General features: G+C 71.4%; 18 protein-coding genes. 4 read left to right on the forward strand and 14 right to left on the reverse strand.

Annotated features, from left to right (window positions below):
• Positions 1 to 63 precede the first annotated feature (63 nt).
• Entirely contained in the window at positions 64 to 1,878 is a 1,815-nt protein-coding gene (locus PPSIR1_RS41945) for a serine/threonine-protein kinase (protein ID WP_006970121.1), read from the reverse strand.
• A 97-nt stretch (positions 1,879 to 1,975) separates the two neighbouring features.
• On the reverse strand, positions 1,976 to 2,734 hold the full coding sequence (locus PPSIR1_RS06080; protein ID WP_006970122.1) for a hypothetical protein: 759 nt from the start codon (positions 2,732 to 2,734) through the stop codon (positions 1,976 to 1,978).
• Between the two features lie 82 nt (positions 2,735 to 2,816).
• On the opposite strand from PPSIR1_RS06080, the gene PPSIR1_RS06085 reads away from it, so the two are divergent.
• Positions 2,817 to 4,430, forward strand: coding sequence for a tetratricopeptide repeat protein (locus PPSIR1_RS06085; RefSeq protein WP_006970123.1), 1,614 nt, complete (start codon positions 2,817 to 2,819; stop codon positions 4,428 to 4,430).
• Here PPSIR1_RS06085 and PPSIR1_RS06090 read toward each other — a convergent pair.
• The 6 genes from PPSIR1_RS06090 to PPSIR1_RS06115 are packed head-to-tail and all read right to left on the reverse strand — an operon-like array spanning position 4,427 to position 11,225.
• Positions 4,427 to 5,224 (reverse strand): ABC transporter permease, encoded by a 798-nt coding sequence (locus tag PPSIR1_RS06090; protein WP_006970124.1) that lies wholly within the window; start codon positions 5,222 to 5,224, stop codon positions 4,427 to 4,429. The two genes, PPSIR1_RS06085 and PPSIR1_RS06090, sit on opposite strands and share 4 nt — an antisense overlap.
• Positions 5,217 to 6,011, reverse strand: coding sequence for an ABC transporter permease (locus tag PPSIR1_RS06095; RefSeq protein WP_006970125.1), 795 nt, complete (start codon positions 6,009 to 6,011; stop codon positions 5,217 to 5,219). Before PPSIR1_RS06095 ends, PPSIR1_RS06090 begins: the two co-directional genes overlap by 8 nt.
• Positions 6,008 to 7,027: an ABC transporter ATP-binding protein gene (locus PPSIR1_RS06100; RefSeq protein ID WP_006970126.1), complete on the reverse strand. Its 1,020-nt coding sequence runs from the start codon at positions 7,025 to 7,027 to the stop codon at positions 6,008 to 6,010. Before PPSIR1_RS06100 ends, PPSIR1_RS06095 begins: the two co-directional genes overlap by 4 nt.
• A 19-nt stretch (positions 7,028 to 7,046) precedes the next feature.
• Positions 7,047 to 8,459 carry a M24 family metallopeptidase gene (locus PPSIR1_RS06105; RefSeq protein ID WP_006970127.1) on the reverse strand — a complete coding sequence of 471 codons (1,413 nt, stop codon included), beginning with the start codon at positions 8,457 to 8,459 and terminating at the stop codon, positions 7,047 to 7,049.
• A 3-nt stretch (positions 8,460 to 8,462) separates the two neighbouring features.
• Positions 8,463 to 9,491 (reverse strand): Glu/Leu/Phe/Val dehydrogenase dimerization domain-containing protein, encoded by a 1,029-nt coding sequence (locus PPSIR1_RS06110; RefSeq protein ID WP_006970128.1) that lies wholly within the window; start codon positions 9,489 to 9,491, stop codon positions 8,463 to 8,465.
• 3 nt (positions 9,492 to 9,494) lie between these two features.
• Positions 9,495 to 11,225: an alanine/glycine:cation symporter family protein gene (locus PPSIR1_RS06115; protein WP_006970129.1), complete on the reverse strand. Its 1,731-nt coding sequence runs from the start codon at positions 11,223 to 11,225 to the stop codon at positions 9,495 to 9,497.
• Positions 11,226 to 11,646: 421 nt separating this feature from the next.
• On the opposite strand from PPSIR1_RS06115, the gene PPSIR1_RS06120 reads away from it, so the two are divergent.
• Positions 11,647 to 12,411: a hypothetical protein gene (locus PPSIR1_RS06120; protein WP_006970130.1), complete on the forward strand. Its 765-nt coding sequence runs from the start codon at positions 11,647 to 11,649 to the stop codon at positions 12,409 to 12,411.
• Between the two features lie 7 nt (positions 12,412 to 12,418).
• Here the strand turns inward: PPSIR1_RS06120 and PPSIR1_RS06125 are convergent, their stop codons facing one another.
• From PPSIR1_RS06125 to PPSIR1_RS06150, 6 genes are all read right to left on the reverse strand, one after another.
• Positions 12,419 to 15,109, reverse strand: coding sequence for a penicillin-binding protein 1A (locus tag PPSIR1_RS06125; protein WP_006970131.1), 2,691 nt, complete (start codon positions 15,107 to 15,109; stop codon positions 12,419 to 12,421).
• A 9-nt stretch (positions 15,110 to 15,118) separates the two neighbouring features.
• Positions 15,119 to 15,841: a TrmH family RNA methyltransferase gene (locus tag PPSIR1_RS06130; RefSeq protein WP_006970132.1), complete on the reverse strand. Its 723-nt coding sequence runs from the start codon at positions 15,839 to 15,841 to the stop codon at positions 15,119 to 15,121.
• 13 nt (positions 15,842 to 15,854) lie between these two features.
• A complete protein-coding gene (locus tag PPSIR1_RS06135) occupies positions 15,855 to 18,341 on the reverse strand; it encodes a biosynthetic peptidoglycan transglycosylase (RefSeq protein ID WP_006970133.1) in 2,487 nt (828 codons plus the stop codon).
• A 465-nt stretch (positions 18,342 to 18,806) separates the two neighbouring features.
• The gene (locus PPSIR1_RS06140; RefSeq protein WP_157595244.1) at positions 18,807 to 19,283 is read right to left on the reverse strand and encodes a hypothetical protein; all 477 of its coding nucleotides are present in this window, start codon (positions 19,281 to 19,283) and stop codon (positions 18,807 to 18,809) included.
• A 17-nt stretch (positions 19,284 to 19,300) separates the two neighbouring features.
• Entirely contained in the window at positions 19,301 to 20,035 is a 735-nt protein-coding gene (locus PPSIR1_RS06145; RefSeq protein ID WP_006970135.1) for a hypothetical protein, read from the reverse strand.
• Positions 20,032 to 20,706: an RNA polymerase sigma factor gene (locus PPSIR1_RS06150; RefSeq protein ID WP_157595245.1), complete on the reverse strand. Its 675-nt coding sequence runs from the start codon at positions 20,704 to 20,706 to the stop codon at positions 20,032 to 20,034. Before PPSIR1_RS06150 ends, PPSIR1_RS06145 begins: the two co-directional genes overlap by 4 nt.
• Positions 20,707 to 21,399: 693 nt before the next feature.
• Here PPSIR1_RS06150 and PPSIR1_RS06155 point away from each other — a divergent pair.
• Both PPSIR1_RS06155 and PPSIR1_RS06160 read left to right on the forward strand, forming a co-directional pair.
• Positions 21,400 to 24,282 (forward strand): DUF4175 family protein, encoded by a 2,883-nt coding sequence (locus PPSIR1_RS06155; protein WP_006970137.1) that lies wholly within the window; start codon positions 21,400 to 21,402, stop codon positions 24,280 to 24,282.
• Positions 24,279 to 26,012, forward strand: a complete 1,734-nt coding sequence (locus tag PPSIR1_RS06160) for a peptidase MA family metallohydrolase (RefSeq protein WP_006970138.1) — start codon at positions 24,279 to 24,281, stop codon at positions 26,010 to 26,012. The genes PPSIR1_RS06155 and PPSIR1_RS06160 overlap by 4 nt, the downstream gene beginning before the upstream one ends.
• The last annotated feature ends 12 nt before the right edge of the window (positions 26,013 to 26,024 follow it).

Here is a 26,024-nt window from a genome sequence, read left to right on the forward strand (position 1 = left end):
TGCGCGGAGAGGGTGAGGCGTGGCGGAGCATGAGTCGGGGTCGGCGGCCGATGGTAGCCCGAATCAGCCGCAGCTGCGGCTGCCCAGGGTGACGGACAAAGACACGTAGCGCGCCGCCAGGTCGCCCTGGATGCGCCAACACTCCTTGGGCCCGTCCCGCCGCAGGGCCTTGCCGGGCTCGAGCTTCAGGACCTTGCCCCCCGCGCGCAGGCGCAGCTGCGAGCCCGCCACGCCGAGGCTGCGGACCTCGCCGCGCAGCTCCTCGCAGCGGCGGTGCGGGGTGCCGCGGGACTGGAGCTTGGTGCCCGAGGAGGTCCCGGCCAGGAAGGCGCACTGGACCCGGCCGCCGCCGCTGGGGCGGGCGACCGGCGTCTCCGAGCCCGTCTCGGTCCCAGCCCCGGTGTCGCCGGTGTCCTCGGGCAGGCCCGTGTCCGTCGCGTCCACCGTCGCTTCGGTCTCTGTCCCGGTCTCCGTCTCCGTCTCCGTCGTCGCGTCCTCGGGCGCGGCGAGTCCATCCTCGCCGCCCGTGGTACCGCCCGTCTCACTCCCGTTGATGGAAGCCGCGCTGGTCTTGGTCCCCGTCGCCGAAGTCACGGGTCGCAACCACCAGCCCTGGGCCACACCGACGGCGAACACGATCGACGCGATCGCGAGCCCGACCCCGAGCAGCGCCAGCGGCAAGCCCCAGCGCGAGCTCTCGGTGATCAAGGTCGAGGAGTGGGTCCCCAGCTCCCCCTGGGGGACCGCGACGAGGCTGCCCAGGGGCGCAGAGGCGCTCCCCGGCCGCGGCGTCGAGGCCAGCGTCGGCGCGTCCCCGAGCCCCGGCACCTCGCCAGAGCCAGAGCCAGAGCCAGAGCCAGAGCCAGAGCCAGAGCGCGCCGCTCCGGATCCGACCCCGAGCTCCGTGTCGCTCTCGCCCAGGCCCAAGGCGTCCGCGTGTGTCGGCGTGGCCCCCTCGCCGTGGCGCGTCGCCTCAGCCCGGCGCTCCTTGAAGCGCCGCACCACCACCTCGAGCTCGAAGCGCGCGTCCCGGTAGCCCGGCCACTGCGCGAGGCTGCGGTAGGCCTCCCGCGCCGAGCTCGGGCGCGCGTCGGGATCGGCGGCGAGCAGCGCGTCGACCAGATCGACGAGGACCTGCGGCAGCCCCAGCTCGGGGTCCAGCGGCGCGTACTTGCCCCCGAGCACGACCCCGTAGAGCTGGGCGGCCTCGGTGACCTCGGCCCGGAACACCCGCCCCGAGAGCAGCTCGTGAAGCAGCGCCCCGACGGCGAAGAGATCGATGCGCGGGTCCTTGGACTCGCCGTTCATCTGCTCCGGCGACATGTAGCGCAGCTTGCCTTTGACGTGGACACCGCTCGTATCCTCCGAGACCAGCCGGGCCACGCCAAAGTCGGTGAGCTTGACCTCGCCGGTGCTCGACAGCAGCACGTTGTGCGGCGAGATGTCGCGGTGGACCAGGGTCTGGACCTCGCCCTTGGCCTCGAACTCGTGGGCGTAGGCGAGGGCCTTGAGCACCTCCCCCGCCACGAAGGCCGCCAGCTCGACGGGCAGCGGCTCCCCCTCGCCCTGGAGGCTGCGGACCATGCGGGCCAGGTCCACGCCGTCGATCCACTCCATGACCATGTAGCAGGTCCCGTCCTCGGCCTCGGCGGCGTCGAAGACCTGCACGATGTTGGAGTTGCTCAGCAGCATCGAGACCCGGGCCTCGGCCAGGAACATGCGCCGGAGCTTGTCGTCGCTGGCCCGACCCGCGAGCAAGGTCTTGACCGCGACGTGCTTGGCCGCGCCCCCCACGGCGTCGCGCTGGGCCTTCCACACCTCCCCCATGCCCCCCGCGCCGAGGCGCTGGGTCAGCGTATAGGGGCCGAGGCGTCTCACCGGGCGAGCTTCCGGCGTGTTTCAGGCGCTGTCAAACCGGGGAACCCCTCCACGCGGAGCCCTCGAGCTTGCGGGGCCCGCCCAAAGGCCGGCTCATTCAGGTCGGTCCTGGAGGCGTGTCACGCATGAGCCCGTCGTTCACGGGGCAATCCAAGCGGACCAGGAGATCGAGGCGAGCGACCGGCTCGGCGCCGTAGGCCTGGTGATGGCGGGCGCCGTGGTGCAGCGCCCAGGCCCCGCCGATGTCTCCCAGCGGCACCCCCGAGCGGTCGCGCACGACCACGCTGCCCCGCTCGGTGTAGTGCAAGAACAGGCCGACCTCGCCGCGCTCGGTGGCGTCTGCCTCGGCCATCCCCTCGTCGAAGTCGGCCTTCAGCTCGGCCAGCTCCGTGCAGACGTCCACGGGCACGCCCTGGTTCAGGCGCAGCCCCAGCACCTCGGGGCGATCGGCGTACTCGACCAGGGCCTGGACCACGACCGGGACCTCGTCGAGGTCGGTGCCGCCGAGCTCCTGGTAATACACCGCCGCGTAGCCCTCCTCGAGGTCGACGAGGGAGTAGGCCCAGCTGAGTCGAAACTGTCGCGGGTTGACACCCTTTGTCGGCGCGAGGGCCTCGCTGAAGGTGAGCATGACGCGATCTCCAGCGACGAAGCGCGCGTCGACGACCTGGGGGGCGAGGCCGTCCCCCTCGCTCGCTTGCGGGGTCGTCGGCGTGTCCGGGCAGCTCGCGTCGGTCTCGGTGCGAGCGGGCTCGGACCCCGCGGTCGGCGAGAGCGTCGCCGGCGGCCGGGCACAGCCCGCGGACACGAGCATGGTCAGGCTGGCGAGCCGCGTGGCGAACTCCGAGGGGCTCATGGCGGCATCATAGCGCCATCGAGTCCGGGGGTGAGACCATGGGTGAGCCGTTTTTGGGTCCAGACCGGACACCCCTTCGACCATGCGCGACGCGACCTCTCCCTCGACCTCGCTCCAGCTGATCGCGCTGGTGTCCCTCGCGTCCGCTTGCACCCCGCGAGGGCCCGCGCCGACCCTCGGGTCCAGCCCCGCACAAGGCCTGCCCGAGGCCGCCGAGGCGCCCCCGATCGACCCCGTCCCCGAGGCGCCCACAGAGCCCGAGCCCAAACAACCCGAGCTCGAGCTCGAGCTCGACCTCGAGCTCGACCCGGCACACGCGGTCCCCGGCTTCGTCGTCTACACCGTCGAGCAGAGCGCCCTGATCCCCTTCGACGGCTCCCCGCCCCTCGTCGCCGAAGGCCTGTGGATCCAAGACGACCGCAGCTCCCCGCCGGCCCTGCGCCACACCACGGTGCTCAGCCACGACCGCGCGCGCACCCTCGACCTGCCCCCCTGCCCCTGCCTCACGGCCGACGACGCCTGCACCTACGGCAGCCTCACCACCCGCGAGCTCGCCCCCGAGGCCAAGGACGCGCGTCCTTGCGGGTGCCTCTACCCCGAGGACCGGTCCGGCTACCCGCCCCCCGATCCCGAGTGGGTCGACGGCGAGGTCTACGAGCCCTGCGAGGGCGAGGGCGAGGACGCCCCCGTCGCCATCGTCGGCGGGCGGCTGCAGTTCCTGGGCTGGGACTGGAACGGGGCCTGCTACGGCGCCCTGAGCATCTACGACGCCTTCGATAGCAGCGCCGACCTCATCCACGAGCCGCCCTCCCTGTCCGCGTTCGTCGACGGCCAGCTCGGCGGCATCGAGTGCTTCGACCTCGAGCCCGCAGCCATCACCCTGCCCTGGCCCTACCTCGACATGGAGGAGATGCCCAACCTGTGCGAGCCGGACTACTACGGCGAGGCCGACATCTTCGTCCTGCGCCGCGGCTCGCTGCATCGCGTCGAGGACAACATCCACCACGCTGGCGGCACGCGGGGGGTCCGGCGCATGCGCGTCCGCCCGGATCGCTGCCCCAGCGTCAACGATCCTTGCGGCGAGCCCGACCCCTTCAAGCCCCACGCCCAGCTCGCTCGCCAGAGCCGAGAGTACTGGATCGCCACCGACGGCAGCACCGGGCTGTTCGCCCGCGGGACCCGCTACGAGCTGTGGCGCCCCGGCACCAAGGAACCGGCGCACCGCTTCAAACTGTCCGGCTTCGACGCGACCTTCGACGTGCTCGGCGTGCGCGTGCACGCGGACCTGCGCCCGCTCCAGGACGCCGTGGCCGCCAACCCCAAGCTCGGCCGCGAGCCGAGCCAGGTCTCGCCGCCGACCGTGGCCCTCGACCAGTGCCCGGGCGGGAGCTTCGACCGCGCTCAGGGCCTCTCCGCCAGGGACTGGGGCAACCTCTGCGTCCAGCACATGCGGGCCGATCGCCACGCGTCCGCCGAGGCGGCCTGCCTCCAGGGGCTGCGCGTGGCCGACGATCCGCGCACCCGCGGCGCCCTGCTGTTCAACCTCGGCCGCATCAGCGAGGCCATCGGCGCGCTGGCCCAGGCCCAGGCCCACTACGCCGCCTCCCTCGACGCCCGACCCGACAACGCGACGACCCAAAAGCGCCTGCGCGTCGTCACCAAGCAGCTCGAAGCCGCCGCTGAATCCAGCGACTAGCTCGACGCCGAGGTGTAGTTCTTCACGCCGCGCGCCCAGCCAACGCGCGCCAACCCAGCGAGCGCCGCCGCGGTCACCAGCGCGCCCACGGCCGCGCCCAGGTCCAGGCGCCCGAGCAGGGCCTGGGCCGGGTAGCTGGTCATCACCGCGAAGGGGATCACGAAGGTGAACACCGCCTTGAGCGGGCCGCGGAACACCGAGATGGGCCAGCGCGCGAGCTCGATGCTCGACTCCATCAAAAAGGCCAGGTTCTGCAGCTGCATCGCCCGAAAGCTCAGGCTCAGGGCGAGCACGCCGAGGGCGTAGAGCGCCGTGAACCCGCACGCCAGCGCCCCGGCCAGCATCGCCAGCTGCTCGGGCCCCGGGCGCAGCTCGAGGCGCAGCGCGGCGACTACGACAAGCGCTGCCCCGGCCAACATCTCGAGGCTGCGCCAGGGCTGGAAGGCGCTGACCATGCACGCCAGCAGGCTGTCGACGGGGCGCAGCAGCACGTAGTCGAGGGTCCCCCGGCGGATGTGGTTCATGGTCTCGAACAGCGGCGGCTCGATGAGCGCGCCGAAGGCCCCCGCGAAGATCAGATAGAAGCCCGACAGCAGCACGACCTCCCAGGGGGTCCAGCCGGCGATGTCCGGGCGGTGCTCGAGGGCGACGACCAGCGGGGCCGCCCCCGCGAGGCTCCAGATCACCCCGAGCACGGCCTCGGTCCAAAAGCCCACGCGGTACTCGAGGGCGGCGAGCACCGAGACCCGCAGCGCGGCCGCGACGTAGCGCAGGTTCCTTCCCAGCTCAGGCACCGAAGGCTCCGTAGGCGCGCAGGCCTCGGCGCCACAGCCAGGCCCCGAGGGTCATGAACAGCGCCAGCCAGGCCAGCTGGATGCCGATGCCGGTCAAGGCCTCGGCGGTGTCGAGGCGGCCGATGAGCAGCTCCACGGGGAAGCCCAGGGTCGCGTGGAAGGGCAGCGCCCGGGCGACCTCGCCGAAGCCCGAGGGGAACAGGCTGGTCGGGACGAGGTAGCCCGCGAGCACGATGTAGGCGCTGATCCACAGGTCGTAGAGGTCGCTCGCCCGGGTCAGCCAAAAGGCCAAACAGGCGATGCACAGCTGGATCGAGAAGGCCAGCAGCCACGCGAGGATCAGCGCCGGCACGAACAAGAGCCAGCTCGACGCCGAGTCGGCCAGGCTCATGCCGCCCGTGGCGATCAGCACGAGCGCGGCCACGGGCGCGGCCAGGCCCGCGCGCAGGGGCATGGCCGCGAGGTTGAACATCGCGTGGTGGAGCACGGGGCTGACCGGGCGCATCAGCAGGGCGTTGAGCTCGCCCGTGCGGATCTGCCGGTCGAGGTCCCAGACGATCCAGGTCGCGGTCAGCTGGCGGACCAAGAAGGCCGCGACGAAGTAGCTGTCGAAGGCGCGCTGGTCGTAGTCGGCGATGGGCCCGTCGGCCGCGAGGGCGTGCCACAGCACCAAGCTGACGAGCGGGAGCGCCGTGGTCAGCACCCAGACCAGCAGCGAGGCCCGGTAGGCCGTGGCCTCGGCGACGCCCAATCGCCACAGCGCGCCGAGCTTGGGGCCGAGGCTCACCCGCCCTCCTCTTCGTCGAGGCCAAGGCGCTCGTTGCGGCTGAACAGCTCGCGCATCACCTCCTCGAGGGGCGCGTCGCGGACTCGCAGGTCCCGGGCGCCGGGCAGGGCGAGCAGGGCCGCGACGGCCTCGGGGACCCGGTCGGGGTGGACGTCGTAGGCCACGCTGCCGACCTGCGCCTCGACTCGCTCACCGAGGGCGTCCAGAACGTCGAGAGCCTCGGACACCGCGGCGCGCACGCTGACCCGGCGCAGCGGTCGAATCCGCCGGACCAGGGCGTCGATGGAGCCGTCGAAGCGCAGCCGCCCCTCGTCGATGACCAGGATGCGATCGCACAGCGCGGCCACGTCCTCCATGTAGTGGCTGGTCAGCACGATCGTCGCCCCGTGGCGGCGGTTGTACTCGCGCACGAACTCCCGCATCGCCAGCTGCATGGCGACGTCCATGCCGATGGTCGGCTCGTCGAGGAACAGCACCTCGGGCCCGTGGAGCAGGGCCGCGACCAGCTCGCACTTCATCCGCTCGCCCAGTGACAGGGTCCGCACGGGCTTGCGCACGACCGCGTCGATGTCGAGGAGCTCGCGCATCTCGGCCAGGCGCGCGTCGTAGGTCCCGCGCTCGACCTCGTAGACCACCCGGTTGAGCTCGAAGGTGTCCAGCGCCGGCAGGTCCCAGCTCAGCTGGCGCTTTTGGCCCATGACCAGGGCCACGCGCCGCAAGAACTCGGGCTCGCGCCGGGCGGGCACGTGGCCGAGCACCTGGGCGCGGCCGCCCGTGGGGTGCAGCAGGCCCGCGAGCATCTTGAGGGTCGTGGTCTTGCCCGCGCCGTTGGGGCCCAAAAAGCCCACGCGCTCCCCGGCGTCGATGCAAAAGCTGAGCTCGCGGACCGCGTCGACCTCGACGTACTCCCGGCGAAACAGCGCCGCGATCGCCGAGCGCAGGCCCGGGTCGCGCTGGTTGACCCGAAAGCGCTTGCTCAGGCCGTCGAGGACGATGGCGGGCTCGGGCGCAGACATGGCTCAACCCCTCCGCCGCTCAAAAGGGCTCGTCGAGGGAGGCCGACCACGGCCCGAACACCTCGGCCCCGGTCTCGGTCACGGCGACGATGTCCTCGATGCGCACCCCGAAGGCCCCGACGCGGTAGATGCCGGGCTCGTTGGACATGGTGTTGCCGGCCTCGAGCACGCGCTCGGGGCCCGCCCGCCCGGGGCCGCGCGAGGCCCCGTCGACGAGGTAAGGCGGCTCGTGGACCTCGAGCCCGATGCCGTGGCCGAGGCGGTGGGTGAAGTCGCCGTAGCCCTCGGCGTAGCCGGCCTTGGCGATCACGGCCCGGGCCGCGGCGTCGACCTGGCCGCAGGTCACCCCGGGGCGGATGGCCTCGAAGGCGGCCTGCTGCGCGGCGCGGACCGTGTCCCAGGCGCGGCGTCGATCGGCGTCGATGACCGAGGGCTCGGGGAAGGCGAAGGTCCGGGAGATGTCGCTGGCGTAGCCGTGCAGGAAGCCGCCGGTGTCGACGAGCACCAGCTCGCCCTCGGCCAGGGGACGAGCGCCCCGCTCGCCCTCGCCGTGGGGGTTGCCGTGGGGGTAGGCCGCGTTGGGGCCGAACAGCGCGAGCACCCAGGGCGTGCTCAGGCCGGCGGCTCGCTGGGCCGCGCGGATCTGGGCCGCGAACTCGGCCTCGGTCACGCCGACGTGCAGGGTCTGGGCGGCCGCGGCGATGGCCGCCTTGGTCGCCTCGTTGGCCCGGCGCAGCAGCGCGAGCTCCGTGGGGCTCTTGACCCGGCGCCCCGCCTCGACCACGGCGCTGTCGAGCTGGACCTCGACCTTTCCCTTGCCGGCGGCCTGCAGCCCGGCGATCACGAAGCCGCGGGTGTCGGGCGTCACGGCCACCTGGGCGCTGCCTCGGCCCGCGCCCAGGGCGACTAGAGCATCCAGGGCCCGGGCGTAGGGGTCCTCGTTTTCTTCCCAGGTGCGCAGCTCGAGCGCGAGGGGGCTGGGGTGGCCGGCGTAGGTGTGGCGCTCGAAGGCCGAGCCGATCAGCGCGGGCGGTCCCTCGAGGCCGACGGCGAGGAGCAGCGGTCGCTCGCTCCGGCGCCAGCGCGGGCCCCCGAGGTAGCGCATGTCGGCGCCGCTCTCGAGCACCACGCCCGCGAGCCCGGCCGCGCGCATGCGTCGGCGCAGGGCCTCGATGCGGCCCTCGTACTCGGCCACGGTGACGGGCTCGAGTCCCTCGCAAAAACCCTCGAGCTCGGCGTAGGGAGCGACCTCGGGAGCGGGCGTCGACGCGTCTGTCTTTGGCCCCTCGACCCTCTCCAGCTCCGGGACCTCGACCGCCTCGCAGCGCGACCGAGCGCAGCCCGTCGCGGCCGCGACCCCGAGGGCCCCCGCGCCCGCGCAGGCGCTCAGAAAGCCTCGCCGGCCCAGTCCACTCCCTGGTCCACGCGCCACGGCTCAGCCCTCCCTCAGCAGCGCTCGAGCGCGCGCCATGGCGACCTCGGCCGGCGGCGCGTCCTGACTCCGGCTCGCCTCGAGGATCGACGCGCAGCGCCCCTCGATGGCGGCGATGGCCTGGGCCGCGCGCTCGCGGCAGCCCTCGGCCTCCCCCAGCAGGGTCTCCGCCCCCTCGATCACCGCCCCCGCGTTGACGACGAAGTCTGGCGCCCACGCGATGCCGCGGCGGTGGAGGATGGCCCCGGCCTCGGCGTCGACGAGCTGGTTGTTGGCCGAGCCGCACACCGCCCGCCACGAGGCCGCCTCGCAGGTCTCGCGGTCGAGGGTCTGGCCGAGGGCGCAGGGCATGAACACGTCGCAGGGCTCGCGCTCGAGCGGCCAATCACCGGGCTCGAGGATCTCGACGCCCAGGGCCTGGGCCTGAGCCCGCGCGGCCGCGTCGGGGTCCCAGCCCGCGACCTCGCCCCCGGCCTCGACGAGCGCGGCCGCCAGGCCCCCCCCCACGGAGCCGAGGCCCTGAATCACGTAGCGCCGCCCCCCGAGCGAGGCGTCGCCGAAGGCCACCCGACAGACCCCGCGCAGACCCGCGAGCACCCCCGCGGCCGTCGACGCGCCCGCGTCGTTGCCCGCCGGGTTGACCCAGCGCGTGTGCTGGCGGACGAGGTCCAGGGCCGCCGCGCTCGTGCCCACGTCGGGGCCACACACGTAGCGCCCGCCGAGCTCCTCGACGGCGCGACCGAGGGCCGCGTACGCGGCGTCGTGGTCGAGGCCCTCGTGATCGAGGATCACCGCCTTGGCCCCGCCCGCCGGCAGCTCGGCCAGGGCGCACTTGAGGCTCATGGCCTCGGCCAGCCGGCGCGCGTCGAGCAGGGCCTCGTCCTCGCTGGCGTAGCGCATGCGTCGAATCCCCCCGAGCGCGGGGCCCCGCGCGGTCGAGTGGATCACGATCATCGCCCGCAGCCCGCTGGCCGCGTCGTGGACCGCGAACACGCGGCTCCACTCGGGCCCCTCTCCCTGGCCAAAGAGCACGGCTCACCCCTCCTTCGCTGGCTCGTAGCGCTTCATCTTCCCCGAGCGCAGCTTGTCCATGTACTCATCGAGCTGGCCGCGGACCTTCCCGCTCAGCAGCACCAGGCCGAGGATGTTGGGGAAGCCCATGGACAGGATCATCAAGTCGCCGAAGTTGAGGATGTTGGTCGCGGTGATGACCGAGCCCAGGAACACGAACACGACGTAGATGATCTTGTAGGCCGTCGAGGAGCCGTCGCCGAACAGGTATACGAAGCAGCGCTCGCCGTAGTAGGACCACGAGATCATGGTCGAGTAGGCGAACAGGACCACGGCGATGGTCAGCACCCACGGGAACCAGCTGATCTCGCCGCCCATGGCCCGGGCCGTGAGCGCCGCGCCCTCGGAGGCCGCGATCACGTCGTGGTTGGCGGCGTCCTCGAAGGCGCCGGTGATCACGATGACCAGGCCGGTCATGGTGCAGACCACGATGGTGTCGATGAAGGGCTCGAGCAGGGCGACGACGCCCTCGCGCACGGGGTACTCGGTCTTCGCCGCCGAGTGGGCGATGGACGCCGAGCCCACGCCGGCCTCGTTGGAGAACACCGCCCGGCGGATGCCCGTGACCAGCACGCCGACGAAGCCGCCGAAGCCGGCCATGGGCGTGAAGGCCTCGGCGAAGATCCGGCCGAAGGCGCCGGGGATGGCCGAGGCGTTCATGATCAGGATGAACAGGCAGGCGACGACGTAGATGCCGCACATCAGCGGGACGATCTTCTCGGCCGTCGAGGCGATGCGCTGGATGCCGCCGAGGATCACGATGGCCACGGCGACGGCCATGACCACGCCGTAGATCCACGGGTGGCTGTCGAACACCGGGAACTGCGTGCGCAGGATGCCCAGGGACTGGCTGACCTGGAAGGTGTTGCCGCCGCCCAGGGAGCCGCCGATGCACATCACCGCGAACATCACCGCGAGCACCTTGCCCAGGGGCTTCATGCCCTTTTCGGTCAGGCCGGCGTCGAGGTAGGCCATGGGCCCGCCGAGCACCCGGCCGTCGTCGCGCTTGGTCCGGTAGATCTGGGCGAGGGTGCACTCGACGAACTTCGAGGACATGCCCAGGAAGCCGGCGACGATCATCCAGAAGATCGCACCGGGCCCGCCCATGGCCACCGCGATGGCCACGCCCGCGATGTTGCCGAGGCCGACCGTGGCCGACAGCGCCGAGGCCAAGGCCTGGAAGTGGGACACCTCGCCCTCGTCCTCGGGGTTGTCGTAGATGCCGCGGACCACGTCGATGGCGTGGCGGAAGGCTCGGATGTTGATGAAGCCCATGCGCAGCGTGAAGAAGATCGCGCCGAGCAGCAGCCACAGGGCGATGAAGGGCACGCCGCCGGTGTTGCCGGTGATCGTCGTGCCCGTGGCCTCTTCGTCGAGCACGAGGGTGAAGGTCCGCGTGCCCACCGGAGCGCTCGGCACCAGCCCCTCCTGAAAGGCCTTCGTCAGCGCCTCGAGCTCTTCCTCGGCGACCGCGTCTGCGGGCAGGGTCACGGTCAGGCTCGCGTTGGGCACGGCCAGGCCCTGCTGCTCGAGCTCGTCGACGAGGGCCTCGAGCTTGGGCAGGTCCGCGACCTCGTCGAGGACCTCGTCGGTGCTCGCGGTCTCCGAGTCCGCGAACAGCGGGAAGAACAGCACCGTGCCGAGGAAATTGACGACGACCCCAAAGCCGGCGTCCACGGCCTCCTCGAAGCCCATGCCCTCCTCCTCTTCTGCAGGTGGGGCCGCCCTCGCCTGCAGCGGGCTCAGGGCACAAGTGAGGGCGAGGAGCAGCGCGCACAGGCGGCCCCAGACCCCCTCCCAGGACCGACGCGGGCGCGGGGCCACGCTGGACTCTGAAACCGTCAGCGTCTTCGACACCGGCGGACTCTACCAGAGCAAAAAGCGTGTCCTCGGCTTCAGATCGGCTGCTCTGTGCCCGCCGCTTCGAAGACCACTCACCAAGGCTCACTGGTGTGGTGCTGGATTACAGAAAGTGGATGAATCAAAATTGCGCGCGCCGTCGAAACCGTGCGAATTCGGCGCAATTCTGCAATTTGCTCCTGGCACGAAGACCAGTTTCCCCACCTCGAGACCGTTGTGTCGCCGTGTTCGGCCTGTTAGTTTTCCGGCGCCCCCAATGCTGCACGCGCGCCGACCCACGCTCCTCGCCTCGACCCTCTGCCTGTCGGCGATGATGACCTCAGGCTGCGGCCTCGAGGACCTGTTCAACGGGCGCACGACCTCCACGGTCAGCGTGTTCACTGCCCACGGCGGCACGCCCAGCTCGCCCTCGCAATATCCGGACTACGGGATGGAAGGCGAGACCCGCGTGTTCGCGAACGACGAGGGCTGGGAGATTTCCCTGTTCCAGGCCTACGTGACCACCGCCAACGTCCGCCTGGTGCCCTGCGGCAAGCCGCCCGTGTCCGTCGAGATGTTCTGGGGCCCCTGCGCCGAGAACTACATCACCATCGAGGACGGCGAGACCCTCCCCCTCGGCGCCGTGACCGTCGACGACGGACAGTTCTGCGCCGTCGAGGTCGACTTCGCCCCCTACATCGTCGACGACACCCTCGAGGACCACGTCGAACCCGACAACTCCGAGGTCGAGGGCAACACCATCTACATCATCGGCGAGGCCAGGCGCGGCGACGACGAGCAGGTCCCCTTCGAGATCATCACGCCCCGCGGCGCCCGGGCGATCCTGGATCTCTCCGACATCCAGGGCGGCGGGCCGCTGACCCTCGACGACGAAGAGTTCCCGCGCAACCTGAAGATCGTCCAGACCTACGACAGCTTCTTCGACGGCATCGACTTCGCCGCGGTGTCGCCCAAGGACCTCGAGGACAGCGTGCTCGCGGCCCTCGAGTTCGACACCCTGGTGTTCGAAGAGACCAACTAGGCGGCGCTCACAGGCCGGGCAGCTCGTCGTAGCCGTCCCCGTCCGCCTCGCTCGGTTTGGGCTCTGGGGCCGGCGCGGGTGCAGCGGGGGCCTCCTCGCCTTCGGGAGCAGCCGGCTCGTCCGGGGCTGCGTCGTCTTCGGCGGCTTCGCCCGCGTCTTCGCCGTCGCCGTAGAGATCGAGGAGGATGTCGGCCTTGGCCTCGTCCGTCGCCGCGACCGTTCCGGTGGCGACCTGCGTGGGCTCGGTCCCGGCGACGAAGTACTCCTCCATGATCGAGTCGGCGGGGGGCGGACCTTCGACGCCCTCGGCGTCGACGACCGTCGCGGGCGCGAGCAACCCGGTGGCCTTGTCGATGCTGCGCACGCTGACCGAGGGCGGCGGGGTGAAGGGCGAGAAGGCCGGGGCGACGCCGGACTCGGCCTCGGCGACGGGGAGCTCGCGGCCGTCGAGGGCGGCCTGCATGGCGGCGAGCCAGATCGGCAGGGCCGCCCGGCCGCCGCTCTCGCGGCGCATGGGCTTGGGCGTGTCGAAGCCGACCCAGGCGACCGCGACCAGCTCGGAGCTAAAGCCCGCGAACCATGCGTCGCGGCTCTCGGCGGCGGTGCCCGTCTTCCCGGCCACGGGCACGCCCAGCTTCTTGGCCCGGGTCCCCGTGCCCTCCTCGACCACCGAGCGCATCATGCTGGCGAGCACGAACACCACGCCCTCGTCGACGACCTGCTCGCCCGCGCGCTCGGGCGTCCACGGCTTGCTGCCGGGCACCTCGATGGAGCGGATCAGGCTGGGCTCGACGCGGGAGCCGGCCCGGGCCAGGGTCAGGTAGGCGCGCATGAGCTCGAAGGGCGTGACCTCCGAGGTGCCCAGGGCCAGGGAGAGGTCGCGGCCGAGCTCGGTCTCGATGCCGCACAGCCGCGCGAGCTCGATGGCCGCGTCGATGCCCACGGCGTCGAGCAGCTTGATGGCCACGGTGTTGACCGAGTTGGTCAGCGCCACGCGCATGCGGATCTCCCCGCGGTAGACGTCGCGCTCGTAGTTGGTCGGGCGCCACTTCTCGTAGATCTCCGGAGAGTCCTCGATGAGGCTCGCGGCCGTGAATTTCTGGCTGCGCAGCGCCGCGCCGTAGACGAAGGGCTTGAAGGCCGAGCCCGGCTGGCGCTTGGCCTTGAGCACGCGGTTGAAGTCGCCGCGCCCGTAGCGGTAGCCGCCGACCATGGCCAGGACCTCGCCGGTGTCGACGTCGGCGAGCACGACCGCGGCCTCGGGCCCCGAGCCGATCTCGGCCAAGCCCCAGCCCTCGGGCAGGCCCAGGTCGTCCTTGGCCTCGAGCGCGAGCACCCGGCCCATGGTGATGCCGCCGACGGGGAACTGCTCGGCGTGGCTGCGCTCGGGCTCGTCGTAGCGGCTGCCCTCGGCGACCCGCACCCAGACCTTGAAGTCCTCCCCGATGCGCGCCGCGAAGCCCTGGCCGCGCAGCGCCTTGGGCAGGTCCGCGGGCGGCTCTTCGATGATCACCGGGTAGACGCGGCCGACCGCGAGGGGCCCCTTGCCGCGCTTTTCGGCCCGGGCCAGGTTCTTGGCCTTCGCGGGCTCGATGCCGTGGCCCCAGTTGCGCCGCTCGTCGATGGTCACGAGCCCGTCGAGGAGCCCCGCCCGAGCCTTGCGCTGAAGATCGAGGTCGACGGTCATGGTCACCGTCGCGCCGAGCTCCCCGAGGGCGTCCTCGCCGTAGCGCTCGATGAGCTCGGCCCGGGCCAGGTCGACGAACTCCTCGGCGCCGGGCTGAACCTTGGCTTCGCGTTCGGGATCGCTCTCAATGCTGGTGTCGGCCGTCGCGTCCGGCGAGCGATCGACGATCTTCAAGGGCGCGTCGATGAAGCGCTCGACCTCCTCGGGCTTGGCGAAGCCGTGCTTTTGCATCTGCCCGAGCACGTAGACCTGGCGGGCCTTGGCGCGCTCGTAGTCCTTGTAGGGCGTGCGCGTGCCCGGGGCCTTGGGCAAGGTCGCGAGCAAGGCCGCCTGGCCCAGGTCGATCTCCTCGATGCCGACCCCAAAGTAAAAGCGGCTGGCCTCCTCGATGCCGTAGCGCCCGTGGCCGAGGTAAATCTCGTTGAGGTAGAGCTCGAGGATCTCCTGCTTGTCGAGGATGTCCTCGATGCGCCGGGCCAGGACCAGCTCCTGGACCTTGCGCTCGAGGCTCTTCTCCGAGGTCAGCAAGAAGTTCTTGACCACCTGCTGGGTGATCGTCGAGGCGCCCTGGCGGACCTCCCGGGCCTTGAGGTTGGCGATCAGCGCCCGGACCATGCCGATGTAGTCCATGCCCTCGTGGCGGTAGAAGTCCGAGTCCTCCGCGGCCAGGAAGGCGTTCTCGACGTGGGCGGGGATGTCCTCGTAGGCGACGAAGGTCCGGCGCTGCGTGAAGATCTCGCCGATCAGCACGCCGTTGCGGTCGAGCACCCGGGTGACCTGCGGCGGGCTGTAGTCCCGCAGCGTCGCGGCGTCGACCTCCTGGACGTCGCGGCCGTAGTACCAGAACACGCCGACGATGCTGCCGACGCCGCCGAGGCCCGCGAGCACGCCGAGCACCAAAGTGGTGATCAGCGTGATCCGCAGCCAGCGGGGTAGCCAGCGCTCGCGTCCTCCGGGCTCTCGGCCCTTACCGGCGTCCGCGTCGGTGTGTTTGGCAGCTCGCTTGGCCACGGGCGCAGTCTACTCGACGGGGGGAAACAGGGCCTTGGCGTGGCGGCGATCGATGCTCTGCAGGTAAAAACGCACGCGCTCGATGGCCAGGGCGCCGGGCTCGAGGTCGCCGGCGCGGCCGATCGCCGCCCGCCGCCGCGTGGTCACGGAGTAGAGGGTCAGGGCCGCGGAGACCGAGAGGTTGTAGCTCTCGGCGAAGCCGTGGATGGGGATGCGAAAGCGCAGATCGCAGCTCGCCTTGGCCTCGGGGCTGAGCCCCGCGTGCTCGTTGCCAAACAGCAGGCACAGCGGGCGGTCGACGGGCAGCTCCTCGAGCATGTGCGTGGCGTCGACGCAGGCGCCGGCCAGGATCATTCCTTCCCCAGGGCCCCCAGCCCCCCCAGCCGCGCGGGCAGGCCCGAGGTGGGCCTCGAAGTCCGCGAGCGTCCGGTGGTTGCGGGTCTCGAGCCAGTGGTGGGTCCCCGTGGTCGTGCCCTTGGCTCGCAAGATGCGCTCGTGGGCCGCGATCACGTGCACCGTCCAGCCGCCCAGGGCCTCGGTGCTGCGGACCACCGCCGCCGCGTTGTGGGGGTCGTAGGGGTTCTCGATCGCCACCTGCACGCTCGCCAGGCGGGCGTCGAGGACGGACTCGATGCGCTCGCGCCGACGCTCGCTGACGTAGGGCGTCAACGCCTCGAGCATCGCGTCGAGGCCGTAGTGGTCCACGAGCTTGGTGATCTCGTCTCGCTTCATGCTGTCGTCTCGTCTATCCGTCGTCCATGGCCGGGCGGCCCGGCGCGTCGGCGCTGGCCGGGTCCGACGGGTCGCCGCCCGGGCCCTCGAACCAGTCCGCGTTCTCGCGCGGCTGCAGGCGCCCGTCCACGTCTCCCTCGCCGGGCCCTCCGTCCGCGCCCTCGCCCCCGATGACCGGCAGATCGACGGCGCTCGGCAGCGGCGGGCGCACGCCCCACGAGGGCCCGGTCTCGCCCGCCCCCGCCCAGCCCGAGGCCGCGTCGAAGGCCGACTCGTCGCCGTCGCCCATCAAGCCCGAGAGCGCGCGCTGGGTGTGCGTACCCGCCATCAGCTCCTCGATCTCGGCCAGGCACAGCTCCGGGTCGCCGCGCTCGAGCAGGTCGAAGACCAGGGGCATCGCGCCGTAGATCGCGTGCTCGCTCGCGGTGATCCGCTCGCGCTCGAGCATCAGGTCGTGGATCCAGTGCAGTTTCTTGGTGAAGCGCTCGGTCAGCTCGCCGTTGCAGTAGTGCACGTGGCGGCGCACGGGGCTGGGCAGCATGAGCGCGAGGTAGGCCGCCTCGAGCGAGGTCAGCTCCGCCGGGTGCTTGCCAAAGTAGTGGCGCGAGGCGTTGGTCACCCCGTAGATGCCCGGGCCAAACTCGACCACGTTGAGGTAGAGCTCCATGATCCGCTGCTTGCTCAGGGCTTCCTCGACCCACCAGGTCAAGAACAGCTCCTGGAGCTTGCGCGAGAGCGTGCGCTCGTGGCTGAGCAGCACGTTCTTGACCATCTGCATGGTGATCGTCGACGCGCCCAGGCGGATCTTGCCGGCCTTGAGGTTGCGGCGCAGGGCCGCCTCGAGCTGCGTGGTGTTGAAGCCCTCGTGGCGGCGGAAGCTGCCGTCCTCGGTCGTCAGCACGGCCTCGGTCATGTAGCGCGAGATGTTGGCCAGGGGCGTGTAGCTGCTCGATCCGGGCACCAGGCGGACGGTCCGGGTTCGACCGTCGCGCATGGTCACGCGGTGGCTGAAGCCGCGGTTGAGGGCGGCCGCCGAGGCCCGCCGCGGGGCGACGTTGACCCGGCAGCGATCGGCATCGACGGCGCCCTCGAGGCGCAGGTCGTCGAGCTTCGAGAAGTCGGCCTCGATGGCCAGCTTGGCCTGGAACACGCCGCCGAGCTCGAACTCCGCCAGGCCCGGGGCGAGCTCGCGGGGGATGGCGTCGAGGACCTTTTGGCAGTCGACCTCGGGCACCTCGAGATCCACGCGGTAGCGCCGCTGCTCACGGGCCGCCGCGTGCACGATGTCGCCGGTGGCGATGAGCTCCACGCCTGCGCGCGCGACGGCCAGGCGCTCGAGGCTCAGGTGGCGCGCGTCGGGGTCGATCTCGGCCTCGATGTCGAGGCCAAAGCCGACGTCGTGGACGACCTCGCGGGCGAGCAGGGGGTGGCTGACGTTGAGGCCCGCGACGGCCAGGTCGCCGTCGAGGCGCGCCACGCCCCCGCCAAAGTCGATCTGCAGCTGGCCGCCGATGGTCGCTTTGTCCGAGTCGACCACGGGCAGGCGCTCGAGCACGTCGGGCACCCGGCCGAGCTCGAAGGCCTCCATGTCGACCTCGAGGGATCCGGCGCTCAGATCCCGGGCGAAGCGGCCCGAGACCGACCAAAGCTGCGCGCCCTCCCCCGCCGCGCCCTCCCCCTCGCGGATCTCGGCGAAGCCGCCCGTGAGCTCGACGCCGATCTCCGCGAGCTCGGCGTCGAGGATCGAGACCGAGCCTGCGACTCCGGCGACGGCCACGTTCTCGTCGAGCTGGGCCGAGGCGCCCTCGAGCTTCACCCGCAGGGGAAAACGCAAGGACGCGTCGCGCTGCTCGACGTGGGTGTCGACGGCGTCGGCCCGCAGCAGGGGCCCGATGCCCAGGTCGGCGCGCATGCTCTCGAGGCGCAGATCGACGCTGCGCCCGTCGAGGTCCGCGGTCGCGCTCGCCTGGCCCGTGACCCGGCGCGCGCCGTCTCGAACGGCCACGGCGATCTCGCTCGCGCTCGCCAGCTCCGGCGTGAGGCTCAAGCGACGCCGCCACCAGCTGCGCGAACCTTCGTCCTCGTCCGCGCTGGCCATGGCCTCGAGGCGGCGGGCGAGGGACTCGAGGGCCTCGGCCTCCGCGTCCAGCGAGCCTCCGCGGGCCTCCGCCTCGACGACCTGCATGCGGGCGGACCACAGCGCGCTGCGATCGAGCTCGACGTGCACGGCGTCGACGACCAGGTGCAGGCCCTCGCCGTCGAGCTCGACGCCCCCCATGTCGATGGCCTCCCAGCTCATCGCGAACTCGTCGACGTGGACCTCGAGCTCGAGGCGATTGGCCAGGCGCTGCTCGAGCTCTCGGCCGATCCGCGGCCCCGCCCAGCGCGGCAGCGTCAGCAGGGCGATCAGCCCCGCGGCCAGCAACACCCCGAACACCGCGAGGGCGGTGAGCAGGATGCGCCGCCGACGAGTGCGGCGCTGTGGGGAGCGCGCGGCCATGGTTGGGGACCTTAGCGCAGCGTTGCGACGCTGGCGTCCGTGGACGCCTCAGAGGCTGTGAATGAATTCACAGCCTCTAACTATTTTCGCCCTCGTGGACGACGCCACGCCCTCCCTGCCCCACGTCCCTGACGATTTTAGCCGTCGTGGACGACGCCACGCCCTCCCTGCCCCACGTCCACGACTCAGGGACTGTCAACGAATCCACGCCCCCCGCTTGCGGGGGCGACCCGATGCCCTCTCAAAGGCACGAACTCCATTGCCCACAAGCCAAAGCGGAGGAGCGGAGCGACGAAGCGCCCCCGGTCCCAGGCGCCCATGGGGGCAAAACAGAGCTCAGCCCGCCGTCCTCATCCGTGAGCAAGCCCGAGCTCCCCAAGTGAGGTGCAAAAAATCAAGCGCGCACAAACAAATCAGGCGCCAGACCCGAAGTCTGGCGCCTGATGGTCAGCGGTGTGGGCGCGCTCAGCCAGCCTTGCACTGGTAGGCGAAGATCACCATCGAGTCCGAGCGGCGCACCGGGATGAGCACGATCTGGTTGCTGCGCATGGAGAAGTTCATGTTCACCAGCGAGGTGCCCGAGCGCATCAGATCGGTGCTCAGCTCGAGCTTGTCCTTGTCGCCGCCGAGCAGGCTGAGCTTGACCGAGTGACCCGACTTGAAGCGCTCCTCGACGACCGTGTTCAAGGTCAGCTTGAAGTCCTTCGACTCGAGCAAGCGGAAGCTCTTGTAGCGGGCGAACTCTGGGGCCTCGAGCTGATCCTTGAGGAAGCCGAGGTCCTTGGGGATCGTGCCGTCGCCGGTCTCCGTCGCCTCGACGGCGTGGATGCGGCAGGTCGCGTCGCTGACCGCAGCGTCGGCCTGAGCCGGAGCGAGCAAGACCAGCGACGCACCGGTGAGGGCGACCGGGACCGCCAGACAGCTGGCCAGAGTGGAAGCCAAGATCTTCGCGTGCATCGTCATAGCGAGCGCTCACTTTGAGCGGGAACGTCTTCGGTGACCCAGATGACCGTGGTGGTGCCCCGGGTACCTTCGACCTGAGAGATGGTGCCGGTGCGCCCACCAAAGGAGATGTGGCGAATCTCGGCTTCTCCAGGCTCGGGCTGCGGGAACATCTCGGGTTCGGCCTTGGTGTCGGGGTTGGGAGCGACCGCCATCTGCGGCGCTTTTGAGGGAGTCGAAAGGCTGGGCGCCTCGGACTCGGGCGTGGACGCCTCGTCGGCGGCCGGCTGGTCAGACGCAGCATCCTCGGGCGTATTCGAGGCCACGGCGTCCGGTCCCTGGTCCGGCTCGGGGGCCTGGATCGACTTGGCGAACACCAGCGCGACCACGGCCGCGGTGCCGACCACGGCCAAGGGCACGCGCAGCGGTCGGGCCCACTCGAGCAGGCGCTCCCACAGGTTGGGCGGCGCCTCGGCGGCCTCTTGCAGCCGGGACTCGCGCTCGAGGCTGCGCTCGAAGCTGTCCCAGATCTGCTCGAAGCGCGCCTCGGGCACGCGCTCGGCCTGAAGCTCGAGATCACCCGCGACGATCTCGCGCATGAACGAGAGATCGCCCAGCTGCTCGGCCAGGCTCGGGTTGGCCTCGAGTTCGGCCTCCATCGCGGCCTCGGCCGCGGCGTCGAGCTCACCGTCGAAATAAGCCGACAGCTCCTCGCTCAGGGCGAAGTTGGAGGTGTTTGATTCGGCGCTCATCGCATCACTCCGACGGCCTCGGCCGCCCGTTTATGCTGACCAATCGCCTCGGTGACGACATCTTTCGAAGGGACGCAGGCACCGAGCTGCTCGGTCAACAGCTTCTGCATGTTGCGACGCGCGTGGAACAGCCGGCTCATGATCGTGCCCTTGGAGCACTTCATGGCCTGGGCCATTTCCTCGTAAGACATGCCCTGCAGCTCGCGCATCACGATGACGGCGCGGTGCTTGTCGCTGAGGTGATCCAAGCTGGCCTCGACGGCCTGAAGAATCTCCTTGCGGCGGAGCATGTCGGAGGGATCGCCAAACTGCGCCAGGTGCGGCAGCAAGTCCGAGGGGGGCTCGTCCTTGCCGTCGTGGCGCAACCCGTCATCGAACTCGACGTCGCGGTGCCGCTTGGCCTTGCGCAAGTGGTCGATGCAGAGGTTGGCCACGATCCGGTACAGCCAGGTGTAGAAGCTCGAGTTGCCCTCGAACTTCCCGATGTACCGGTGGACCTTGATGAAGCTCTCCTGCACCACGTCGAGGGCGTCCTCTTGGTTGCGGAGGAATCCGAAGGCGACCGCATAGACCTTGCGCTGATAGCGCTGCATCAGAATCTTGAATGCTCGCCTGTCCCCGCCTTGAACGGCGGTTACCAGGACGAGGTCCTCGGCGTCTGTGGAAACCACGTGTGTCGCTGCCTATGGACGGGGAGTCTCGATCGCTATTCAGCGGCTCGACGGAAGAGGAGAAGGCGAGTTGGGGCTCATTTGGCGGGTCTGGGCGGGGATGCGTCCGAACACATGCCCGAAGATCGAGGATCCGTCGAGGCCAGAAGCGGTGCGTGAGGGGGATCGCGCCGTCAGGGATGCCTGCGAAAGCGCGGTTTTGGCGCCCGGAAATGGGGCCTGCTCCCACGGTTATACCCAATGCTCGCCCAACATGCCCCGAACACGGCGCCGGGGCTGGGCGAATTCGCACAGCCATGGCCCGAACACTGGCCGATGTCGCACACGCCGTGACCCGTCCGCCTGGGGAGCCAAACGCCCCGAGAAGCAAAATGCGCATCTCGCACCGCCTACCCGTCGACCCCCGTCGAGGGTATCCAAGAACTTCATGCGGGCGCCCCGAGCCGCAGCGGCCCAGCTGCTTCGTGAGTACCTGGGCGACGTCCAGGCCCTCGCGCGACGCCGCGCCTTCGCGGTCCACGTCGTCGAGCTGGCCTCGGGCTGGGCGCTGCTCGCGGGCCTCGGGCTGCTCGCGGTCGCCTGGAGCTTCCGCGGTGACCTCGGGCTCGCCCTCGCGCTGCCCGTGTGTGTGCTCGCGCCGCTGGCCTGGACCGTGTGGCGATTTTGGATGCTGCGGCTCCGCCAGGGACGCCCATGGCCGTCGCGCGCAGCGTCGCCGCTCACCGAGGACCGCTGCGCGCCCGGGCGACGCCGCGGGAGCGCGAGCGCGACGCGACCTTGCGCCACGAGCTCCTCGGCGCGACGGAGCTGTGGCTGGACCTCGAGAGAGAGCCCGCCGACGAGGGCCCTGCCCGCTCGCGCGAGCTCGCGGCCGCCTACGTCCGGCGCATCGGCGTCGCCACCCTCGACCTCGACCCCCGCCTGGGCGCCCACCGACCCAAGCTGTGGTCGCGCCTGCTCGCGGCGACCCTGGCCGTCGCAGGTCTGACCACCTTGATGAGCACCGCGTGGGGGCAGCAAGCCCTGCTGATCACCCTCGCGGGCGCCGACGCTCGCCCTCCCCCGCCGCCCCAGGACGTGTGGACGCGCCTCGAGCTCGAGCTCGACTATCCCGACTACACCCAGCGCGCGCCCCGGGTGGTCCCCAACCCCAGCGGCGCCCTGCGCATCCCGGCCGGTACCGAGGTCCGCCTGACCATGGATCTCGAGGAGCCCGCCGAGCACGTGCGCGTCGTGTTCGTGCCCGACAGCGTCGAGCTCGCGGCGGCCCCGGAGCCCGAGTTCATCGAGCTCGCCCCCCTCGAGCCCGACCCCAAGCCCGAAGCCGAGGTTGAAGAAGCGCTGCGCTGGACCGGGAGCTTCACCTTCCGCGGCGCGGGCTCGTGGATCGCCGTGCTGCTCGACGATCCCGACACGCCCCTGGCCCGGGCCGCTCGCCGCTCGCCCCCCATGCGCCTCGAGCTCGAGCCCGACGGTCCCCCCGAGGTCGAGCTGCTCCCCCTGCCCGAGGCCCAGCGCGAGGCCAGCGAGACCCAGGCCGTGGACCTGCGCTTTTCGGCCCGCGATGACTTTGGCGTGGTCCAGGCCGAGCTCGTCTACGAGATCGACGGGGAGGACGGCAGCGTCGAGGGCGGCCGCGTGCGCCTCCCGGCCGGCACGGCCCCCGGCGGCGCGGCGCGACGCTGGCAGCACCGCCACCGCTGGGATCTGTCGACCATCCCCATCGAAGATCGCAGCGAGGTCAGCTACTGGATCGAGGTCCGCGACAACGACCCCGGGCTCGGCCGCACACCCCTCGACGACGGCCCCGGCAAGGTCGCCAGCTCGGCCCGCCAGCGCCTCCTGGTCCGCGACGACGAGGCCGAGCACGCCGCGAACATCCGCGACCTGCAGACCATCCGCGACGGCGCCGTCGATCTGCTCGCCGTCCGGCTGACGACGAAGGTCTTCGACGAGCCCACGAGCGACGCGACCAATCGCCTGATCCAGCTGCCCGCGCGCCTCGATCGGGCCCGGCGCATCCACCTGGCCTCGGCCGAGCTGTTGACCATGCTCGCCGACGCCGTAGACGCTCTGGCCGTCGACGCCATGGTCGCCGAGCGCGACGTCGAGACCCTCGCGGGCATCCACGCCCGCTTGCTCGAGCTGCACCGCGAAGAGCTCGCGCTCCATGAGGAGCTCCCGGTCGGCTCGGAGTTCGACGAGGGCGGGGTGCGCAAGGCCCACAAGCTCCTGGCCAAGCTCGGGCGGCACAACAAAAAAGAGGTCGAGGCCCTCGAGGACGAGATCATCCGCCTCGACGACCTGGTCGACGGCCAGATCATCGAGCGCATGGAGGCCCTCGTGGCGCGCCTGCAGGCCTCGCAGCAAAAGCTCGTCGACAAGCTCGAGCAGCTGGCCGCGGGCGACGAGTCCGTGCGCCCGGAGATTGAGCAGCTCGAGCAGCGCATCCGCGAGGACACCCGCCGGCTCCAGCAGGCCCAGGCCCAGCTCAGCAAGGAGGTCGGCGAGGAGTGGATGAACCTCGACGCCTACAAGGCCATGGAGGCGCGCATGCGTAGCCAGCAGCTCCTCGAGCAGCTCCAGCGCGGCGACGTCGAGGGCGCCCTCGAGCAAGCCCGGGACGGCCTCGACGCGATCCGGCAGCTGCGCGAGCAGGTCCAGCGCAGCGGCGCCGAGGCGCCCTCCCCCGCCCTGAGCGAGGAGGACCGCAAGCGCATGAAGCTGCTGCGCGAGCTCAGCCGGCTGCAGGACGAAGAGGCGGGCGTGCGCGCCGAGGCCCAAAAGCTCCACGAGCAATGGCGCGCCAGCGTCGGGGACCAGCGGGCCGAGACGGACGCGACCGAGCGCGCCAAGCAGGAAGCCGAGAAGCTTCGAGAGGAGGTCGAGGCCGTCAACGACGCGCGCCTGTCCCGGGAGGGGCGCACGGCCTGGGAGGACGCGCGCGAGGCCCTCGACGCCCTCGACGCCGCGCCCGAAGACGCCGACGGCCAAGCCGGACAGCTCGAGCTCTTCGAGGCGGCCCAGCGAGCCAACGAGGCCCTCCGTCGAGCCAAGGCCGGGGCCGAGGGCGACGAGGCCAAGGCCCTCGACGAGCTGGCGAAGCGAGCGGCGCGACTGCAGACCGAGCTTCGCGGCGAGCTGCCCGACCCCGAGGACACCCTGCCGCCCGAGAGCACCGAGCAATTCGAGGCCCTCAGCGAGCGCCAGGAGACCCTGCGCGAGCGCAGCCGCGAGCTCCTCGACGACCCCGCCGCGGACCTGCTGCCGGACGCAGGCGAGGCCGCCATGCGTTCGGCCGACGAGGGCATGCAGCGCGCGGGTCAGGGCCTCGACGACGCCGCCCTCGACGACGCCCTCGACGGCGCCTCCCGAGCCTGGCAGGGGCTGCAGCGGGCCATCGACAGCTTGCGCCAGTCGAGCCCGCCCCCGCCCCAGTCCAGCGGCGGGGAGTCTTCCACGGAGGCCGACCGCGACCGCTCGCTCCGCGACCAGGTCGTCGAGGCCATGCGCGAGGGCGATCGGGACGACTTCGACGCCGACACCAAGCGCTACTATGAGGAGCTCTTGCGATGACGGCCCCAACCCAGCCCAGCCGCGCGCGCGTGCGCGCCCTGGTCAAGCTCACCAAGCTGACCGGCCTCGCCCTCGTCCTCGCCCTCGCGGCCCACGGCGCGGCGACCTCTCCGGCCGAGGCCGCGCCGCCCGAGCAGAGCCCCAAACAAAGCGAGCAGCCCGCGACGCCCGAGCGCATCGAGAGCGCGGCCCTGCAGCGCTTCCTCGTCGACGTCGACGCCTGGGACCTCGAGGGCGCCCGGGCCCGGCTGAGCCAGATCCCCGCGGGCTCCGAGCGCGACCTGGCCGAGGGCATGCTCGCCCTCTACGAGGCCGACTACCCCGAGTCCGAGAGCCTGCTCGCCGGGGTCGTCGCGGCCGGCGGCGCGGACCCAGAGCGCGACCCCGTGGCCGGGCGCGCGCGCTACTACCTCGAGGTCGCCCGCGGAGCCCAGCTGGCCCTGGGCGACGCGGTGACCCTGCGCAGCGACGACGGGCGCTTCGAGGCCGTGTTCGCCGATCGCCGCGACGCCATCTTGGCGCCCTACCTGTTCGAGGCCATGGCCGAGGCCTACGACACCCTCGGCGAGGACGTCGGCGTTCGCCCCGACCACCCGATCCGCTTCGAGTTCTATGACGAGGCCGGCAAGCTCGCCCTGGTCACCCCGCTGACCCTCGACAACATCTACACCACGGGCACCGTCGGCATCTGCAAGTACCGCCGGGTCATGATGATCACCCCGCGGGTGATGCTGCACGGCTACGGCTGGCTCGACACCGCCGTCCACGAGTACGTCCACTACGTGCTCACCATGCGCACCCGCAACAACGCGCCGGTGTGGATGCAAGAGGGCATGGCCAAGCTGATGGAGACCCGCTGGCGGACCCCGGAGGGCGAAACGCCCGGCCTGAGCGAGCCGGTCCGCAGCCTGCTCCACGACGCCCTGGCCCGCGACGAGCTCGTCACCCTCGAGCAGATGCACCCCTCCGTCGCCATGCTGCCCAGCCAGGAGCTCGCCGCCCTCGCCTACGCCGAGGCCGAGACCATGCTCGGCCTGCTCGAGGAAGAGCGCGGCCCCGAGGGCATGGCGACCTTCATGACCCTCGTGGGTGAGGGCGTCGACGCCAAGGAGGCCCTCGCCGAGGCCTGGGGCGCCGACTTCGACGACTTCTTCGCCCGCTGGCGCACCGTGATGACGGCCCGGACGGCCCACAGCCGCGCGGGCTCGGGCGCGGGTCTGCCCAGCATCGACTTCCGCGCCGACGACGACCCCGGCAGCTCCGGCCAGCTCCAGGACGACCCAAGCTTGCGCGGCGACGTGTTCTCGCACCTCGGCGGCGGTCGGGGGCGCCAGCTCGCGCGCCTGGGCGTGCTCTTGACCCTGCGCGGGCACCTCGACGCCGCGGTCATCGAGTACGAGAAGGCCCGCGCGGCCGACCCCGAGGTCCGCGACGATCCCAAGCTCGCGCGCCGCCTCGGCGAGCTCTACCTCGAGCTCGAGCGCGCCGAGGAGGCCCTGCCGCTGTTGATTCGCGCGGGCGAGCACGAGCCGGACAACGCCAACATCGCCGCGGCCGAGGCCCACGCCCGCCGGCTCACGGGCGACCCCGAGGGCGCGCGCGCGGCCCTCGATCGCGCCATCCGTCAAAACCCCTTCGTCCCGACGATCCACTGCGATCTGGCGGCCCTCGCCGAGCTCGACGGCGACGCCGAGGCAGCCGAGCGCGAAGCTCGACTTTGCAAGGACTGACCCGGCGCGCGG

Origin of the sequence: Plesiocystis pacifica SIR-1 (assembly GCF_000170895.1) — a bacterium.
In the GTDB taxonomy this organism is placed as follows: Bacteria; Myxococcota_A; Polyangia; order Nannocystales; family Nannocystaceae; genus Plesiocystis; species Plesiocystis pacifica.